Source organism: Alphaproteobacteria bacterium, from assembly GCA_015231795.1.
In the GTDB taxonomy this organism is placed as follows: Bacteria; Pseudomonadota; Alphaproteobacteria; order Rhodospirillales; family WMHbin7; genus WMHbin7.
This window is the reverse complement of the sequence record JADGAX010000002.1, coordinates 340,801-357,640: the sequence shown is the minus strand read 5'-3', so window position 1 is coordinate 357,640 and position 16,840 is coordinate 340,801. Positions and strand designations below refer to the sequence as shown.

Genomic DNA, 16,840 nt, shown 5'->3' with positions numbered 1-16,840 from the left:
AGCGTCACGAAAGATGCGGCGAAGATGGAACGTGCTGCCCCTCATCCTTCCAGACGGGCCTTCGGCCCTCCTCAGGATGAGGCGCTTTTCTTAAGCCCAAAATGGCAAAATCCTTCTTCGATCTTCGCCACGTCCCCCGCATCCAAGCCATCACCCCGTTTGAACAGCGAGAACAGATGCTGAAGCGTTCTTTGCGCCTCGAAGGCCATGGCGTGATGTTCGGGGCTTAATCGCTCCCAGCCGAAGGCCAGCAAATGGCGCATCAGAAACACCAGCTCCAGCGGCACATCCACGCCAAGGCGCTCGCGGATCTTTCTTTGCGAGATGCGGTTGCCTGAATCGCGTAGCGCGTCGTTCCTGCGCTGGGTTACTTGGCCCGGATGGACGCGGTAGGCGCAAAGCACATCCGCCAGAATGACGCCCTTGCCCCTGTCCAGCATGTCGGCGCAATAGGCGTAATCTTCCGCCGGAATCACCGATGAATCGAAGCGTAAATCACTGCGTCGCACCGTGACGGCGCTAAAGGTGAAGGGCGAGTTGAACAGGGTGATCCATCGCAGATAAGTATCTTGCGCGGATTTGCCATCGTCGCGCAGCACAAGGCCTTGGGGATCAATGACGCGCAACGATGCCCCCACGATGGACAAGGAAGAATCCGCCGTCAGCGCTTGCAAGGGAATCTCGAAGCGCCCAGGAAGTGCTAGATCGTCGGCATCCAGAAAGGCGATGGCGTCGCCTTGCGCCAAATCAAGCGCCGCATTGCGAGCCGCAGCGGCTCCTTGGTTTTCTTGGCGCAGACGCTTCAAACGCGGATCGGATATTCTTGCGATTTCATCCCAGGATGTGTCCGTGCTGCCGTCATCGACGCAAATCAACTCTGCATCACCTTGCATTTGCATAAGCGCGCTGCTTGCCGCCGCCCTTACATAGGGTGCTGCGTTGTAGACCGGCATGACAACGCTTAATCTCATTTGCGCTCCGGCAAATGCGCCAGCATGGAGGCAATCGTTTCGTCATCCAGATCGCGAATGGCGCTTTGCAAACGGTTGGCGAATTCGGTGGCCAGCGGCGTCAGGCCCGACGTATCCAACGTCACCTTGGGATGCGATATTTTCGCCAGTTCCTTCAGCTCCGCCGCCTCGTCCCAAATCAGATTCAGCACGCCGCACATTTGCATGATCAGCCCAGGGGCGGGCCTGCCGCGCCGTCCATGTTCAAGGGCCGACAGGTAAGCGGGGGTGACGCCCAAATCCTCCGCCATGCGAGACAGGGTCAGGCCCTTATCCTGGCGCAATTGACGAATGCGAGCGCCAAAAGGCGTCATTCAGCCAGGCCCCGGCGGCGTTTGAGCAACACATAATAGGCGCCTGCCCCGCCATCCTTGGGCTTGGCTTGCGAAATGCCCAGCACCAGCGGGCGAAGCTCGACCGTGTTCAGCCATTTGGGCAGGGCGGCGCGGATCACGCCTTTGCCTTCCACGCCCTTGCCGGTGATCACCATCACGCAACGCCTGCCCAGCGAACTGGAGACATGCAGGAATTTCAGAAGTGCCGCATGCGCCTGCGGTTCGGTCAACCCATGCAGATCAAGCCTGCCTTCGATGGCCATCTGCCCCTTGGCCAAACGTTCCGCCGTTCGCTTGTCCATGTCGGGCAACAGATCGGGCACCAGCTCCTTCAGCTTGCCCTTCGGCTTGGGGGACGGCGGTTGCGGCGCAGCCGCCGCAGGCTTCGCCTTGGCGACGGCAACAGGTTTTTCGTTGTCATTGTCGGCATAGGTCGACATTTCGGGCACCGGGCGCAAAGGCTGCGCCTCGCGCATGACATGGCGCCAAAGTAAAATTTCCTCGTGCGTGGGATGACGCGTGCGGCGAAACGACATGGGACTGGTCAATCCTCGATCAGCAGAATGACCAGACGCCTGGGGCCATGCGCGCCCAGAAGGATGGTCTGTTCGATATCGCCGGTGCGCGACGGCCCGGTAATCAGATTGATGGCGCGCGGCATGGCGTTGCTTTCGCGCCTTTGCATGTCCCAGGCGTCTTCATAGGTGCCCAGGATGCGCGATTCCGAAAGAACCACGATATGCAGATCGGGCATGAAATTCATCAGCGTGGGGCTGGCCGCACCCGACGACAGCATCAAGGTGCCGGTTTCCGCGATGCCCGCCCTGGCATGGGCCAGACCCGCCATATCGTCGGGCCGGGGCGCGCCCTTGTGAATCTCGAATTCGTTCCAGTCGATGCCGTCGAACCAGGGATCGGGCGAAACGGCCAGACGATAGGCCAGGCCGGACTCGTCCAGCAACGGCCGGATGGCGGCGGGAATGTCGTTTTTCGAGCGCAGGGCCAGCACGCGGGCCGACACTTCCTCGGCCTTGGCGATGAACAAGGTGCGCAGCTCCTCGACCCCCAATTGGGCGCGGGCGGGAACCAGGAAGGGTTTGCGGTCGGCAATGCGCCTTTCCACATCAAGCCTGCGCGCCGCATCCAAGGCTTGGCGGCCCTTGGACTGGCGAATGCGCGACAGAATGGCTTCCTTTGAAGTCGTCATGCGATGCATGCCCTATCAATAATCGTCATGCGCTTCGCCTTTCCTCGCGCTTGCCCAGCCCGCCTTCCTCATCGCCTTCCCCGCTCTCGCCTTCCGCCTGCTCGGCTCCGGGCAGGGCCAGCGGCTGGGCGTGACGTTCGGCGAATTTCTGCCAGTCGCCTTTGGGGGCCTGACAGTAGTCGGGCGGATAGCCCGCCCAGACCAGCGAAAAGCCGCCCAGCCGCCAAAGCATTTTGAAAGCGTGCAGATCGCGCAGCAGCAAACCGATCAGGCGTCCGTGCAGACGCCAAGCCATCCAGCGGCGGACCACGAAAATGTAAATGCCGCAGGCAGCCAACAGGGCAATGGTGCCCCACAGAAGTTTGTAGACCATCATGATGGCGAGACTGCCCAGAATCAGCACCAGCAGCGGCCCTACATTGTCCCAGGGATTATAAAGCGGCGAGTGGGGATGATTGAGCATTTTCATGTTGCCCACCGCATCCAGCATGCTGTGTTCGTAGGCCGCCTTCAGGGCCATGAACATTTCTTCCTCGCGCGTCATCGCTGGCCGCCCTTCTTGTAGGCTTCCCATTGCGCCAGAAAGGTCTTGCCCTCGGGCGCTGGCAGATCGCGTGATTTCGTCCAGCCCGAAGCCAGCGGCAGCTGGGCGAAACGCCCGCGCTTGCCCGCCAGCATCGCCAGCAGCGGCATGCCCAGATTGACCAACGTTCGGTACAGCCAGGGTCGACGCGCCACGAACCCCCAAACGCCCAGGCCGAAGCGCGTGGCGGCTGGCGTGATGGCGCGCTCGAAGGCGCGTTCGCGCCAGGCGCGCATCATGCGCGGCAGCGGAATGCGCATCGGACAGACTTGCTCGCAGCGCCCGCAAAAGGTGGAGGCGTCGGGCATTTCGGCCCAGTCCTCGAGACCGGCCAGGGCGGGCGTTAGAACGGCGCCCATCGGTCCGCAATAGAAGGAGGCGTAGGCGTGCCCGCCGATGGCGCCGTAAACCGGACAGTGATTGATGCAAGCGGCGCAGCGGATGCAGCGCAGCATGTCTTCGAAAGGACCGCCCATCATCGCCGTGCGCCCGTTGTCGAGCAGCACGATATGGAATTCGTCAGGCCCGTCCAGATCGCCGGCGCGCTTCGGTCCGGTGGTGACGGTGGTATATGAGGTCATCTCCTGGCCGGTCGCCGAACGGGCCAGCAGACGCACCGCCAGACTGGCCGCTTCCAGCGTCGGCACCAGCTTTTCGATGCTGGCCAGCACGATATGCACGCGAGGCAGGGTTTGCGTCAGATCGCCATTGCCCTCGTTGGTGACCAACACGAAACTGCCGGTTTCGGCGACCAGGAAATTGGCCCCGGTGATGCCCACGTCGGCGGCCAGGAATTTCTGGCGCAGAATGGCTCTGGCTTCATCAAGCAGCGCGCGCGGTTCATCGAGCGGACGGTCGCCGTCCAATTCCTTGTGGCGTTCCTTGAAGGCGCTCGCCACCTGTTTGCGGTTCAGATGGATGGCGGGGGCGATGATGTGGCTGGGCGGTTCCTTGCGCAATTGGATGATATATTCGCCAAGGTCGGTTTCCACCACCTCAAGCCCGTGTTCTTCCAGCCAGTGATTGAGCATGATCTCTTCCGAGATCATCGATTTGCCCTTGGCGATCAGCTTCGCATTGGCCTTCTTGCAGATCGCCAGCACGATGTCGCGCGCGTCTTGGGCTGTTTCGGCCCAATGGACTTGGCCGCCTTGTTCAATCACCTTTGATTCGAAAATCTCGAGATAGGAATCGAGATCGTCCAGCACGGCGCGTTTCATGTCGCGGGCCTGATCGCGCAGGGCGTCGAATTCAGGCAGATTGGCCGCCGCTATTTTGCGTTTGGCCTGGAAGCCGGTTTTCAATTTGGCCAACGCCTCTTGCAAGACCGGATCGGCCAGGGCGGCGCCGGTGTTGCTTTTGATGCTGCCGGGGCGGCTTCTCATGGGGCTAGCGCTCCTCGCCGATGGCGGGGCCGCCCACGAAACCTGCCAGCACTTCGGCGACATGGCGCGCCTTTACGCCGGATCCTTTGCGCTTCAAGCGCCCGGCGATGTTCATCAAGCAGCCCAGATCACCCGCCAAAATGGTGGTGGCCCCGGTCGCTTCGATATCGGCAACCTTGTCATTCACCATCTTGGTGGAGATGTCGGGATATTTGACGCAGAAGGTGCCGCCGAAGCCGCAACATTCCTCGGCCCCCGCCAGTTCCCGAAGCTCAAGCCCATCGACGCCCGCCAGCAATTGCCTGGGTTCGTCCTTGATGCCCAGTTCGCGCAGGCCCGAGCAGGAATCGTGATAGGCCACCGCTTCGCCATAGCTGGCCGTGGCCCGTTCCAGCTTCAGAACGCGCACCAGAAAACTGACCAGTTCGTAAGTGCGGCTGGCCAGCGACAAGGCCAGGGCGGCGTAATTGGGATCGTCGGCCAGCAGGGCCGGATAATGCGCGTGAATCATGCCAGCGCATGATCCCGACGGCACGACGACATAGTCATATTCCTTGAAGGCGTCGATGACTTGGCGGGCCAGGGCGCGCGCGGTTTCGCGATCGCCATTGTTGTAGGCAGGCTGGCCGCAGCAGGTCTGGCTGGGGGGAACCTCGACGATGCAACCGGCATCTTCCAACAGCTTGGCCGCGGCAAAGCCGATCTGCGGACGCATGGCGTCCACCAGACAGGTCGCGAAAAGCCCGACACGCGGCTCTTTGGCCATCTTTTCGTCCCTCAAAGTGCGAAAGCCAAGGATGGTCTTTCGGGGTCGAAAAGGCAAGCGGAGAAGGAAAAAGCCCGGCTTTCGCCGGGCTTTTCCATTACGAAAACATCCAACCCGCCGGATTGGGATGCGCCTGACCCTGGGCCACGTATTTCATGCCCTTGACGCAGCGCACGACAAACCAGACCATCATGAACAGCAAGATCAGGAAACCGACGCCGATCATCGTCGTCATCACGCCGATCACCCCCATCAGCAGGCTGATCCAGAAGGTGCGGATCTGGAAACGGTAATGGGTCTGCACCCATTCCGGAGCACCCGCGCGATTGATGTAGGCCATGACCAGACCGATCAGGCCGGTGATGCCCACCAGCAGGCTGGCCAGATAAAGAATGTAAATCAAATTGGCTGTCTTGCCCTCTTGGGGCGGTACCAAGGCTTCACTCATCTCGTTTGTCCCCCTTGCGGAAAATACCTACTCCGCGGCCAGAATAAGGTAGGATTCCAAGCAGGTAAACCGGTAAGACGGCAAAAAGCCCGGGATTTCCCCGGGCTTTTCGCTGACGGCTGGCGGCTGAAAGCTGACCGTGATCAGCTGTTCATGGCGTCGAAGAAGTCGTTGTTGTTCTTGGTGCCCTTCAGCTTGTCGACCAGGAATTCCATGGAATCGACCACGCCCATCGGCATCAGGATACGGCGCAGGACCCACATTTTCGACAGCGTGCCCTTGTCGACCAGCAGCTCTTCCTTGCGCGTACCCGACTTGGTGATGTCGATGGCGGGGAAGGTGCGCTTGTCCGACAGTTTGCGATCCAGGATGATTTCCGAATTGCCCGTACCCTTGAACTCTTCGAAGATCACTTCGTCCATGCGAGACCCGGTATCGATCAGCGCCGTGGCGATGATGGTGAGCGAACCGCCTTCCTCGATGTTGCGGGCTGCGCCGAAGAAGCGCTTGGGGCGTTGCAGCGCATTGGCGTCCACGCCGCCGGTCAGCACCTTGCCCGAGCTGGGAACCACGGTGTTGTAGGCGCGAGCCAGACGCGTGATCGAGTCCAGCAAGATCACCACGTCGCGCTTGTGTTCGACCAATCGCTTGGCCTTCTCCAAAACCATTTCGGTCACCGCCACATGGCGGGTGGCGGGTTCATCGAAGGTGGAGCTGACCACTTCGCCCTTCACGCTACGCGCCATGTCGGTCACTTCTTCCGGGCGCTCGTCGATCAGCAGCACGATCAGATAAACTTCCGGATGATTGGCGGCGATGGCGTGCGCCAGATTTTGCAGCATCACCGTCTTGCCGGTGCGCGGCGGCGCCACGATCAGGGCGCGCTGGCCCATGCCCAAGGGCGAGATCAGGTCGATGACGCGCGACGTGTTGTCCTTCTTGGTCGGATCATCCACTTCAAGCTTCAAGCGGCGGTCGGGATAAAGCGGCGTCAGATTGTCGAAGTTGATGCGGTGGCGCACATTCTCGGGCGGCTCGAAATTGATCGTATTGACCTTGAGCATGGCGAAATAGCGCTCGCCGTCCTTGGGCGAACGGATCTGGCCTTCCACCGTGTCGCCGGTACGCAGGCCGAAACGGCGCGTCTGGCTGGGGCTGACGTAAATGTCGTCGGGGCCAGGCAGGTAATTGGCTTCGGGCGAACGCAGAAAGCCGAAGCCGTCTTGCAGGATTTCCAAAACGCCGCTGCCATAGATCGGCGTGTCGTTGTCGGCCAGCGTCTTCAGGATGGCGAACATCAGCTCCTGCTTGCGCATGGCGCTGGCGTTTTCGATTTGCAGCTCTTCGGCGAAGGCGAGCAGCTCGGCGGGCGTTTTGGCTTTTAATTCCTGAAGATTCATGAAAATTCCGAATGGAAAGGGGGGAGGGAAGGCAAAGAAGGATGTTTGTTTCTGGGAGAAGCGCGCCCCATGGATCGTGGCGGGGCCTGGGGCGAAGCCCCGTCAAATGGGGGTGCCCTTGTGTTGCGCTATGATGTAGCTGGCCTGGGCCTTGCTGTCAATGGGGGTTAGAAAGGTTTCACAATCACCAGAATGACGATGCCGATCATCAGAAGGGTGGGGATTTCGTTGGCGATGCGAAAATAGCGCTGCGAGCGTTGATTCTTATCGGCGGCGAAATCGTTCTTCCAGCGAGCGCAGTAGAAATGAAAGACCACCAGTCCCAGCACCAGCAGCAGCTTGGCATGCATCCAGCCCTGGGTTAGGTGATCGGAGGCCAGCAGCATGGGCAGGCCGAAAGCGACGGTCGCCAGCATGGCGGGCATCATGATCGCCTTATAAAGGCGGCGCTCCATCACCTTGAACAATTCCGACTGCTCGCTGCCGACCCGCGTCTGGCTGTGATAGACGAACAGGCGCGGCAGATAAAAAAGCCCGGCCATCCAGGCTGCGAAGGAAATGACGTGCCAAGCCTTCAGCCACAGATAGGCGGTTGCGGACATCTCGATCACAGATGCGCCCCCGGACATGTGAAACCCGTTCCGGCGCAGGCAGCGCCGCCCGGCTCGGTGCCCGGCTTGGCGTTCTGCGCCAACTCGGCCAGATCGGCGATGAAGGCCGGATGGTCGCAAGGTGTTGGTACGCGCAGATAACAAGGCGATCCCGACGCCTCGGCCACATGCCGATATTCGATGTCCAATTCGACCAGCGTTTCGGAATGTTCGGAAACGAAAGCCAGCGGCACGACGATCACGGGCCTGCTTTCGGCCCCCGCCGCCTTGATCTCAGTCACTGTTTCCGGTCCGATCCATTCCAAAGGCCCGACCCGGCTTTGATAGCAGACTTGGCTGTCGATTTTTTCGCCAAGCGCTCGCCTGATGGACGCCGCCGTGCGTTCGACCTGATGCTGATAAGGATCGCCCTTCAAGATCAGTTTCTTGGGCAGGCCATGCGCCGAAAACAGCACTTTGGGCGGCCCGAAGCGAGAGGCTTCGATCAAGGCCTGATGCAGGCCTTCGGCGAAGGCCTGGGCCAGACCCGGCAGTTCCGGATAGCAGCAAATGCGATAAGGGTCGGGCAGATCCGCAGCCGCCTTGGCCCAAGCGCCAAAGGAAGAGCCGCTGGTGGTGTGGGAATATTGAGGATAGAGCGGCAGCAAGACCACGCGCTGGGGGGCGAATTGGCGAACTGCCTCTACGGCTTCCTCGGTAAAAGGATGCCAATAGCGCATGGCGATGAAACATTTATAGCCGTTGCCCAGCCTGGCTTCCAGCGCAGAGGCTTGGCGCTGGGTTTGTTCCAAAAGCGGCGAGCGCCCGCCGATCTGGCGATAAATGTCCTGGGCCACGGGGGCGCGCTTGGCGGAAATATATTTGGCCAGCAGCCAGCGAATGGGCCTGGGCGCTGCAATGATCGCCGGATCGCTAAACAGATTGAACAGAAAGGGCCGCACCGCGGCAAGACTGTCGGGTCCGCCCAGATTGAACAGAACGACCGCCGTTTTTTGCTGCATCAACCGGCCTCGCGAATGATGTCGGCCAGCCGGGCTACATGTTCCGGCGGCGTTTGCTGCAAGATGCCATGCCCCAGATTGAAGACGAAGCCGCCATCGCCCAGCGTATTGATGATGCGCTTGGTTTCGCGCTCCATCGCCTCGCCGCCGGCCAACAGCAACACATTGTCTAGATTGCCCTGTAGGGCGGCATGCGGCTGCAAGGTCTTGGCAGCCCAGGAAAGCGGCACCGTGCTGTCCAGGCTGACCGCATCGACGCCCGTTTCCTTGACATAGGCCTCGTAGAGCGCTCCGGCCCCCTTGGGAAAACCGATGATGGGTACGTTGGGACAGCGGGCGCGCAGACGTTCCACGATCTGGCGGGCGGGCCGGATCGACCATTTGCGAAATTCCTCTTCCGGCAACACGCCGGCCCAACTGTCGAAAAGCTGAATCACTTCAGCCCCGGCGGCAATCTGCATCAAGAGATATTCCGCCGTCATTTCGGTCAGCAGATCGATCAGACGTTCAAGATCAGCCGTCTGGCGATAGGCCCAGCCCTTGGCCTTGACGAATTCCTTCGACGACCCACCCTCGATCATATAGGTGGCCACGGTCCAAGGAGCGCCCGCGAAACCGATCAGCGCCGTGCTTTCCGGAATGGCGAAAACCAGTTGGCGCAAGGTTTCGTAGGACGGCTCGAGCCGTTCGTGAAATTGTTCGATGCTAAGACGGGCGATGTCGTCCTTGCCGGTCAGGGCTTTCAATTTTGGCCCCTCGCCTTCCTGGAAGCTGACTTCCTGGCCCAGCGCGTGTGGCACCACCAGAATGTCCGAAAACAGGATCGCGGCATCCATGTTGTAGCGGCGAAGCGGCTGCAGCGTGGCTTCGACCGTCAGGCCCGGGCTGGCGCAGAAATCCAGAAAGTTTCTGGCTTTGGCGCGGATTACCCGATATTCGGGCAAGTACCGCCCGGCCTGGCGCATCAGCCAGAAGGGTGTGGGGCGGGTTCGCTCACCCTTCAGGGCACGAATCAGAAGTTTGTCGCTCAAGGTCTTTCTCTCACCGTTTTCCCCATGACCCCCTATCTCTACAATCTTTATATAAAAGTAAAAAGGTAGTTGTTGTAGGTAGGGCCTGTGGATAACGGGGAGGAGCGGTCATCCACGGCTTATCGACAGGAATTTTCAGGTCCTGGCCGACGGGGAAGACAGGCTGCTAAACCTTGGCTATTGCCTCTCTTGCCGTCAAGTTGACCCCTCTGTGAATGACGGGGATAAAACAGATTGTCCATCCTGACAAAGGACCGGGGGCAAAAAGCCCCACATGAGGATGCAAGGTCGGGCGGATTCGGGATAGGCGCTGGCATCGGCAAGCGATTGTGGATATGTTCGGACCTGTCCACGCAACGCAGAAACCATCCACAAGCGGCTTATGAAAAACTTTCATCTCCATCTGGTCTCGGATGCCACCGGCGAGACGGTCACCAGCGTTGCCAGAGCCTGTCTGGTCCAGTTCGAAACCATCCAATCCACTTTGCATCAATGGTGGCTGGTTCGCAGCGAAGGACAGGTTGACCGGGCGCTGCAGGGAATTTCCCACCATCCGGGAATCGTTCTTTATACATTGGTCGATCCGATCATCAGCGAGAGGCTGGCCACAGGCTGCCGGGCCTTGGGGCTGCCCTGCATCGGCATTCTCAACCCCGTGCTGGCCGGTTTGGAAGATTATCTTCATCATGAAATGGACAAGCCATCGCCGGGCCGCCAGCATGTTCTGGATGACGAATATTTCAAGCGCATCGACGCCATGCATTACACTATCGCCCATGACGATGGGCAGTTGATGGCCGGGCTTGAAAAAGCCGACGTTATCTTATTGGGCGTTTCGCGCACCTCGAAAACCCCGACTTGCATGTATCTGGCCAATCGCGGCGTCAAGGCGGCCAATGTGCCCCTGGTGCCCGGCATGCCGCTGCCCGACGAAGTTTTGCAAGCCAAGAAGGCTTTGATCGTCGGTTTGACGCGCGAGCCGTCCAGCCTCTCCGACATTCGCAAGAATCGCCTGCGCTTGCTCGATCACGACGAAGAAAGCGACTATGCTGACGAAGAAAAGGTGCGCGAGGAAGTGCTGTCGGCCAGGCGCCTGTTTGCGGCGCATGGCTGGCCGGTCATCGACGTGACGCGCCGCTCGATCGAGGAAGCCTCGGCCAGCATTCTGCAATTGCTGGCCAAACGCCAGGGCGAGGCGGCATGATTGTCCTGGCCTCGGCAAGCCAAGCGCGGATGCGGCTGCTTGCCGATGCGGGATTGGACGTCTTGGCCGAACCCAGCCGGATCGACGAAGCCCGGATAAAATCCGAGCAAGCCCTGCTTTCTCTCGAACGACTGGCCATTTTTCTGGCCCAAGCCAAGGCCAAGGATGTCAGCCAGCGCCATCCCGGCAAGCTGGTTCTGGGGGCGGACCAATTGCTGGAGTGCGAGGGGCGGCTTTACGACAAGCCTATCGACCGACAGGCGGCGGCCAGCCAATTGAAAACGCTTCGCGGCAGGAAACACCGCTTGATCAGCGCGGCCGCCCTGGTCAAGGATGGAGCGGTTCTTTGGCATCATGTCGAGGAGGCGGTCTTGCGCATGCGCGAGATTTCCGACGACTTCATCTCAAATTATCTTGAGCGCGAGGGCGACTTGGCGCTGCAATCGGTTGGCGCTTACCGGCTTGAAGGATTGGGCGCGCAATTGTTCGAAACCGTGAAAGGCGATCTTTTCACCATTCAGGGCCTGCCCCTGCTGGCCTTGCTTCGGGAGTTGCGCGACAGAGGAGTCTTGCCCGCATGAGAGCGATCAGCGGCAGCGCCAAACTGGCTGGCGTGATCGGTTGGCCGGTCTCACATTCCAGATCGCCCAGGCTGCATAATTACTGGCTGGAAAAGCACAAGATCGACGGAGTTTACGTTCCTTTGCCGGTGCATCCCGATCATCTGGGCGAGGTCTTGAAGGCCCTGCCCCGCATGGGATTCGTGGGCGTCAACCTGACCTTGCCGCATAAGGAAGCGGCTTTGCGCCTGGTCGATCAGGTCGACCCAACGGCCATGCGCATCGGCGCCGTCAACACCATCATTTTCACCAGCCAGGGCAAGTCGATCGGTTCTTGCACCGACGGTTTGGGATTTTTGGAAAATCTGCGCCATTCCTCTGCTGGTTTTTCGTGCGCCAAGGGCCCTGCCGTCATATTGGGCGCGGGAGGCGCTGCGGCCGCCATCGCCTTCGCGCTGCAAGAGGATGGCTGCCCAGAAATACGCATCGCGAACCGCACGCCCGAAAAGGCCCACGCGCTGGCCCAGCGCCTTGATGGACAGGCCAAGGTGATCGCCTGGGAAGAGCGCGCCCAGGCGCTTGCGGGGGCCGCTCTGCTGGTCAACACCACCAGCCTGGGCATGAACGGCCAACCCATCTTGAACATCGCCCTTGACCATTTGCCCAAATCGGCCCTGGTGACCGACATCGTTTACGCCCCCTTGGAAACAGCGCTGCTGGCCGAGGCAAAGGCGCGCGGCAACAAAACCGTCGATGGACTGGGCATGCTGTTGCATCAGGCGCGGCCCGGATTCGCCGCCTGGTTCGGCCTGGCCCCCGAAATCAGCCAGGAATTACGCAACCATGTGCTGGCGGATGGCTGATGTTCGTCTTGGGCCTGACCGGATCGATCGGCATGGGCAAAAGCACAGCGGCCAACATGTTCCGACGCCTGGGCTGTCCGGTGCACGACGCCGACCGAACGGTGCATGATCTGATGGCGCCGGGCGGCGGCGCGGCGTCGGCCATCGCAAGGCAATTTCCCGCTTCGTTGAACGCGCAAGGCGGCATCGACCGCCAGAAGCTGGGCGCTCTGGTCTTCGGCGACGATGCGGCTTTGAAGAGGCTGGAAGCTATTTTGCATCCGATGGTGCGGGCGGCCGAAGAGCGTTTCTTGAAACGGGCCAGGGCGAGGCGCTGTAAATTGGCCGTGCTCGACATTCCGCTCTTGTTCGAAACCGGCGGCGACGAGCGATGCGATGCGGTGGCGGTGGTCACGGCCCCTTTGTTCATGCAAAGAAGCCGCGTTTTGAAGCGTCCTGGCATGACGGCGGAAAAATTCCAGAACATCCGCGCTCGCCAAATGCCCGAGCATGAAAAGATGCGCCGCGCCACCTGGGTCTTGAAAACAGGGCAGGGAAAGTTGCATACCTTCAGACGCATTCGGGCCATCGTATCGACCCTTCGAGAGGATTGATTTTGCGCGAGATCGTTTTCGATACGGAAACCACCGGTCTTGATCCCAATTCGGGCCATCGCATCGTCGAGATCGGCTGCGTCGAATTGTTCAATCACCTGCCGACGGGCAATCATTTTCACCGTTATCTGAATCCCGAGCGCGACGTGCCCGACGAGGTGGTGCGCGTGCATGGGCTGACCCGCGAATTCCTGATCAACCACCCCACCTTTGCCGAAGTGGTGGCTGATTTTCTGGATTTTCTGGGCGACGCCCAGCTGGTGGCCCATAACGCCTCGTTCGACATGGGTTTCCTCAATCACGAATTGGGCCGCTTGGGCTTTCCGCCCATTCCCATGAGCCGGGTCACCGACACCATTCCCATGGCCAGACGTCGCTTTCCGGGCGCCCAGGTGAATCTGGATGCGTTGTGCAAGCGGTTCGGCATCGATCTGTCGGCCCGCGACAAGCATGGCGCTTTGCTCGACTCCCAGTTGCTGGCCGAAGTGTATCTGGAACTGATCGGCGGCCGTCAGCCGGGGCTTGAATTATTGGGGCTGGGCGCTGCGGCAGCGCAGCAGCAAGGCTCGGTCGTTCTGGTTGAGGCGGTGAAGCGGGAAGCCAGGCCCCACGCGCCCAGCCCCGACGAGCTGGAGGCGCATGCGAAGGCGCTTTCCAAAATCAAGAACCCAATGTGGCTGGCCGACCTTAGTTGATCGCAGCCCCTTCGGGCGGCGTCTGGGCCTGGGCCTGCTGGGCTTGTTGGGCCTGCATCTGGGCCAGGCGCTGGCGATAGAGTTCGGCGAAATCGATGGGCGTGACCAGCAGGGGCGGGAAGCCGCCGTCGCGGGTCAGGTCGGCGATCAGCGAGCGCACGAAGGGGAACAGCAGGCGCGGCACTTCGACCAGCAGCACCGGCTGCAGATGCTGCTCGGGGACATTGATGGTGCAAAGCGCGCCATAGGCGATTTCCAGCATGAAAAGCTGGCGGGTCTGGTTCTTGGCCTCGACGCGCATATGCAGCACGACTTCGAACATGTTGGCTTCGAGATGGCGGGTCTGCACCTCGATGCCGATGGGAATTTCCTGGCCCTCGCCCTGCTGGCGGAAGACTTCGGGAGCGCCCGGCACTTCGAAAGACAAATCCCGGATATATTGGGTATTGATGACGATCGGGGGCTGGCCGTGAGCGGGCGGATGGTCGGGAGTGGCGCTGGGCGGCTGGGCCGGGGCATCGGTCATTTCTGGGTCTCCTTCAATTCTTTCCAAGGGCTAGCACGAAGCGGGGCAAGTCTCAAGCCCGGCGAATGGTTTAGCCCTTGCCCTGGGACCATGACAGGCTTATCTAGAGTGTGAACGAAATTGGCGCGCCCGGCGTCCGAGGGCTGATGGACATGCATTATTTCGATATTCTGATTTTTGGATTGATCGCGGTTTTTCTGGCTTTGCGCCTGCGAAGCGTGCTGGGCCAGCGCAATGGCGAGGAAAAGCCGCCCACCGATCCCTATTCGCCCCGCCCCAGCGAACCCGACGAAGGCAAGGTCGTGCGTTTTCCTGGCCAAAGCCAGCCCGCCGACGTGCGTGAGGCCGAGTTCGAGGAAGCCGCCGCCAAGCCGCCCGTCAAACCGCCCATCGATTTCGAAGCCTTTGGCGCCGCCGGATTGGGGCTTGAGGCCATTCATAAGGCCGATCCTTCTTTCGATCCCAAGTCCTTCCTGGAAGGGGCCAAGGGCGCGTTCGATATGATTGTCACCGCCTATGCCAAGGGTGACGGCAAAACCCTGAAAACCCTGCTGGCCCCGCATGTCTTCAAGGATTTCTCGTCCGCCATCGAGGCCAGGGCCAAGGAAGGCCAAACGCTGGTCAGCGAACTGGTGGGCGTGATCAGCAGCACGGTCGACAATGCCCGGCTTGACGGAACCCAGGCCCATGTCACCGTTCGCTTCGTCAGCGAGCAGGTGAACGCCCTGAAGGACAAGTCCGGCGCTGTGATCGATGGCGATCCAACCAAGGTCGAGCGCGTCGTCGATATCTGGACCTTCACCCGCGATACCCGTTCGCGCGATCCCAACTGGTTCCTGGCCGAGACCCAATCTCCGGAATGAGGTTCCTAGCGGCCCTCCTGTTGTTGTTGCTGGCTGCCTGCGCGCCCAGGACGGGCGTGCCGCCCGAACCATCGCCCCCCGCCCGCCCGACCACGGGTCTTGAGATCGTGCCCGCCCAATTTTCCGATCTGCCGGGCTGGGGAAGCGACGCTTTTGCAGGCGTTTTGCCCGCCTTTCAAAAATCTTGTCTTAAGCTGAAAAGCAAGCCCGGCTGGGCGGCTTCTTGCAAGACAGCGCAAAACCTTTCTGGCGATCCGGCCATCATCAGGAATTTTCTGGAAGGACAATTCCGTCCCTGGCGCGTGCAGGCGGGCGGGGGCAATCCCGATGGCCTGTTTACCGGCTATTATGAGGCGGAATTTCCCGTCACCCGCCATCAGACGTCCGCCCATCAGGTGCCGCTGTTGGGGCCGCCCCCCGATTTGGTGACGGCTGATCTTGCCTTGTTCGACAATAGCCTAAAGGGCAGGCGGATCGATGGGCGCGTCGAGCAGCGCAAGATGATTCCCTATTTCAGCCGCGCCGAAATCGAAAGCGGCGTCTTGAACGGCAAGGCCCCGGTCCTGGCCTGGGCCGATGCGGTGGATGCGCATATTCTGTCCATCCAAGGATCGGGCCGCCTGCAGATGGATGACGGCAGCGTGATGCGCGCCGGGTTCGCCGGATCGAACGGTCATGCCTTCAAGGGTATCGGGGCCATCTTGAAGGAAAAGGGCAAGATCCGACCGGGCGAGGATTCCACCATGCCCGCCATCGAACGCTGGCTGCGCGCCAATCAGGCCGAGGGGCGGCGTCTGATGGCCGAGAATCCGCGATACATCTTTTTCCGCAAGGTCGAGGGCGAGGGGCCGGTCGGTTCCCTGGGCGTGGCGCTGACGCCGGAGCGCTCGCTGGCCATCGACAATACGCTTCTGCCCTTGGGCGCGCCTGTCTGGTTGGCGACGAAACTGGCGGGTGGCCAAACCTATCAGCGCTTGATGCTGGCCCAGGATACGGGATCGGCCATCAAGGGCGCCGTGCGCGGCGACATCTTTTTTGGAACCGGAAAGCCCGCCTTCGAAAAGGCGGGGCGGCAGAAGGAAGCGGGCCGTTACTGGTTGTTGTTGCCGGTCGGCATGACGCCCGAACAGGCGGGTTCTTAATTATTTTCCATCCGGCAATAGCAATAGACGAACAGCTGTTCCTTGCCAGCGGGCGTTCGGTGCGTTTCGCGTTCGTGACCGAGCAGGCGAAATGCGCCGCCGAATTGCGAATGCAAACCATCGGGGCTGTAGCGCACCACGTCCAGACCGCTGCATTTTTCGGGTCCGTCTTCGGCAAATGACGCCACGATGACATGACCGCCCGGCCTGACCGACTTTAGCACTTGGTCCACATAGGCCTGGCGATCTTTCAGCTCGGTCAGGAAATGAAAGACCGCCCTGTCGTGCCAGATGTCGTATCGGTGGCGAGGCAGCGGCGCGTTCGTAATGTCGCCTTCGATCCAGGTCACGCGCTTCGCCTTTTTGCCCAGTCTTTTTTTGGCCACCGACAGCGCTTCACCCGACAGATCCAGCACCGACACATCGAGATAGCCGTCGTCTAACAATCCATCAACCAGCGTCGAGGCGCCGCCGCCGACATCGATGATCGAAGCCGTCTTCTCAGCGCCCGTGTTCTGGATCAGGCGCAGCGAGGTTTGGGCCTGCGGCTGGAACCAGCTGACGGTCTCGGCGGATTTCGTTTGGTAAACTTTTTCCCAATGCTGTTTGCGATCCAT

21 protein-coding genes are annotated in these 16,840 nt (G+C 60.6%); 7 read left to right on the top strand and 14 right to left on the bottom strand.

Going from position 1 to position 16,840, the window contains the following annotated elements; genetic code table 11:
* Positions 1-71: 71 nt before the first annotated feature.
* The 12 genes from HQL44_05910 to HQL44_05855 all read right to left on the bottom strand — a co-directional run bounded on the left by HQL44_05910 (position 72) and on the right by HQL44_05855 (position 9,762).
* Positions 72-971, bottom strand: a complete 900-nt coding sequence (locus HQL44_05910; protein ID MBF0268106.1) for a glycosyltransferase family 2 protein — start codon at positions 969-971, stop codon at positions 72-74.
* Positions 968-1,324 (bottom strand): helix-turn-helix transcriptional regulator, encoded by a 357-nt coding sequence (locus HQL44_05905; GenBank protein ID MBF0268105.1) that lies wholly within the window; start codon positions 1,322-1,324, stop codon positions 968-970. Before HQL44_05905 ends, HQL44_05910 begins: the two co-directional genes overlap by 4 nt.
* Positions 1,321-1,881 carry a Smr/MutS family protein gene (locus tag HQL44_05900; GenBank protein MBF0268104.1) on the bottom strand — a complete coding sequence of 187 codons (561 nt, stop codon included), beginning with the start codon at positions 1,879-1,881 and terminating at the stop codon, positions 1,321-1,323. The genes HQL44_05905 and HQL44_05900 overlap by 4 nt, the downstream gene beginning before the upstream one ends.
* Before the next feature lie 8 nt (positions 1,882-1,889).
* Positions 1,890-2,552 (bottom strand): LUD domain-containing protein, encoded by a 663-nt coding sequence (locus tag HQL44_05895; protein ID MBF0268103.1) that lies wholly within the window; start codon positions 2,550-2,552, stop codon positions 1,890-1,892.
* Positions 2,553-2,577: 25 nt separating this feature from the next.
* On the bottom strand, positions 2,578-3,096 hold the full coding sequence (locus tag HQL44_05890) for a hypothetical protein (GenBank protein ID MBF0268102.1): 519 nt from the start codon (positions 3,094-3,096) through the stop codon (positions 2,578-2,580).
* Entirely contained in the window at positions 3,093-4,520 is a 1,428-nt protein-coding gene (locus HQL44_05885; GenBank protein MBF0268101.1) for an iron-sulfur cluster-binding protein, read from the bottom strand. Before HQL44_05885 ends, HQL44_05890 begins: the two co-directional genes overlap by 4 nt.
* 4 nt (positions 4,521-4,524) lie before the next feature.
* The gene (locus HQL44_05880) at positions 4,525-5,286 is read right to left on the bottom strand and encodes a (Fe-S)-binding protein (protein MBF0268100.1); all 762 of its coding nucleotides are present in this window, start codon (positions 5,284-5,286) and stop codon (positions 4,525-4,527) included.
* 97 nt (positions 5,287-5,383) lie between these two features.
* Positions 5,384-5,734 carry a hypothetical protein gene (locus HQL44_05875; protein ID MBF0268099.1) on the bottom strand — a complete coding sequence of 117 codons (351 nt, stop codon included), beginning with the start codon at positions 5,732-5,734 and terminating at the stop codon, positions 5,384-5,386.
* Positions 5,735-5,877: 143 nt separating this feature from the next.
* Positions 5,878-7,134, bottom strand: coding sequence for a transcription termination factor Rho (rho, locus tag HQL44_05870; GenBank protein MBF0268098.1), 1,257 nt, complete (start codon positions 7,132-7,134; stop codon positions 5,878-5,880).
* A gap of 167 nt (positions 7,135-7,301) precedes the next feature.
* Positions 7,302-7,736, bottom strand: coding sequence for a protoporphyrinogen oxidase HemJ (gene hemJ, locus HQL44_05865; protein MBF0268097.1), 435 nt, complete (start codon positions 7,734-7,736; stop codon positions 7,302-7,304).
* A gap of 5 nt (positions 7,737-7,741) precedes the next feature.
* Entirely contained in the window at positions 7,742-8,746 is a 1,005-nt protein-coding gene (gene hemH, locus HQL44_05860) for a ferrochelatase (protein ID MBF0268096.1), read from the bottom strand.
* Positions 8,746-9,762, bottom strand: coding sequence for a uroporphyrinogen decarboxylase (locus HQL44_05855; GenBank protein MBF0268095.1), 1,017 nt, complete (start codon positions 9,760-9,762; stop codon positions 8,746-8,748). Before HQL44_05855 ends, hemH begins: the two co-directional genes overlap by 1 nt.
* Positions 9,763-10,159: 397 nt before the next feature.
* Between HQL44_05855 and HQL44_05850 the strand changes: the two genes are divergently transcribed.
* The 5 genes from HQL44_05850 to dnaQ are packed head-to-tail and all read left to right on the top strand — an operon-like array spanning position 10,160 to position 13,692.
* On the top strand, positions 10,160-10,981 hold the full coding sequence (locus tag HQL44_05850; GenBank protein MBF0268094.1) for a kinase/pyrophosphorylase: 822 nt from the start codon (positions 10,160-10,162) through the stop codon (positions 10,979-10,981).
* Positions 10,978-11,562, top strand: coding sequence for a septum formation protein Maf (maf, locus tag HQL44_05845; GenBank protein ID MBF0268093.1), 585 nt, complete (start codon positions 10,978-10,980; stop codon positions 11,560-11,562). Before HQL44_05850 ends, maf begins: the two co-directional genes overlap by 4 nt.
* Positions 11,559-12,404, top strand: a complete 846-nt coding sequence (locus HQL44_05840; GenBank protein MBF0268092.1) for a shikimate dehydrogenase — start codon at positions 11,559-11,561, stop codon at positions 12,402-12,404. The genes maf and HQL44_05840 overlap by 4 nt, the downstream gene beginning before the upstream one ends.
* Positions 12,404-12,997, top strand: a complete 594-nt coding sequence (locus HQL44_05835) for a dephospho-CoA kinase (protein MBF0268091.1) — start codon at positions 12,404-12,406, stop codon at positions 12,995-12,997. The genes HQL44_05840 and HQL44_05835 overlap by 1 nt, the downstream gene beginning before the upstream one ends.
* A gap of 2 nt (positions 12,998-12,999) precedes the next feature.
* The gene (gene dnaQ, locus HQL44_05830) at positions 13,000-13,692 is read left to right on the top strand and encodes a DNA polymerase III subunit epsilon (protein MBF0268090.1); all 693 of its coding nucleotides are present in this window, start codon (positions 13,000-13,002) and stop codon (positions 13,690-13,692) included.
* Here the strand turns inward: dnaQ and secB are convergent.
* Complete coding sequence (secB, locus tag HQL44_05825; protein MBF0268089.1) at positions 13,685-14,218, bottom strand: protein-export chaperone SecB; 534 nt, start codon at positions 14,216-14,218, stop codon at positions 13,685-13,687. The genes dnaQ and secB overlap by 8 nt on opposite strands.
* Positions 14,219-14,364: 146 nt before the next feature.
* Between secB and HQL44_05820 the strand changes: the two genes are divergently transcribed.
* Positions 14,365-15,081 (top strand): Tim44 domain-containing protein, encoded by a 717-nt coding sequence (locus HQL44_05820; GenBank protein ID MBF0268088.1) that lies wholly within the window; start codon positions 14,365-14,367, stop codon positions 15,079-15,081.
* Entirely contained in the window at positions 15,078-16,223 is a 1,146-nt protein-coding gene (locus HQL44_05815; protein MBF0268087.1) for a murein transglycosylase A, read from the top strand. The genes HQL44_05820 and HQL44_05815 overlap by 4 nt, the downstream gene beginning before the upstream one ends.
* Here HQL44_05815 and HQL44_05810 read toward each other — a convergent pair.
* Positions 16,220-16,840 carry a class I SAM-dependent methyltransferase gene (locus tag HQL44_05810; protein MBF0268086.1) on the bottom strand — a complete coding sequence of 207 codons (621 nt, stop codon included), beginning with the start codon at positions 16,838-16,840 and terminating at the stop codon, positions 16,220-16,222. The genes HQL44_05815 and HQL44_05810 overlap by 4 nt on opposite strands.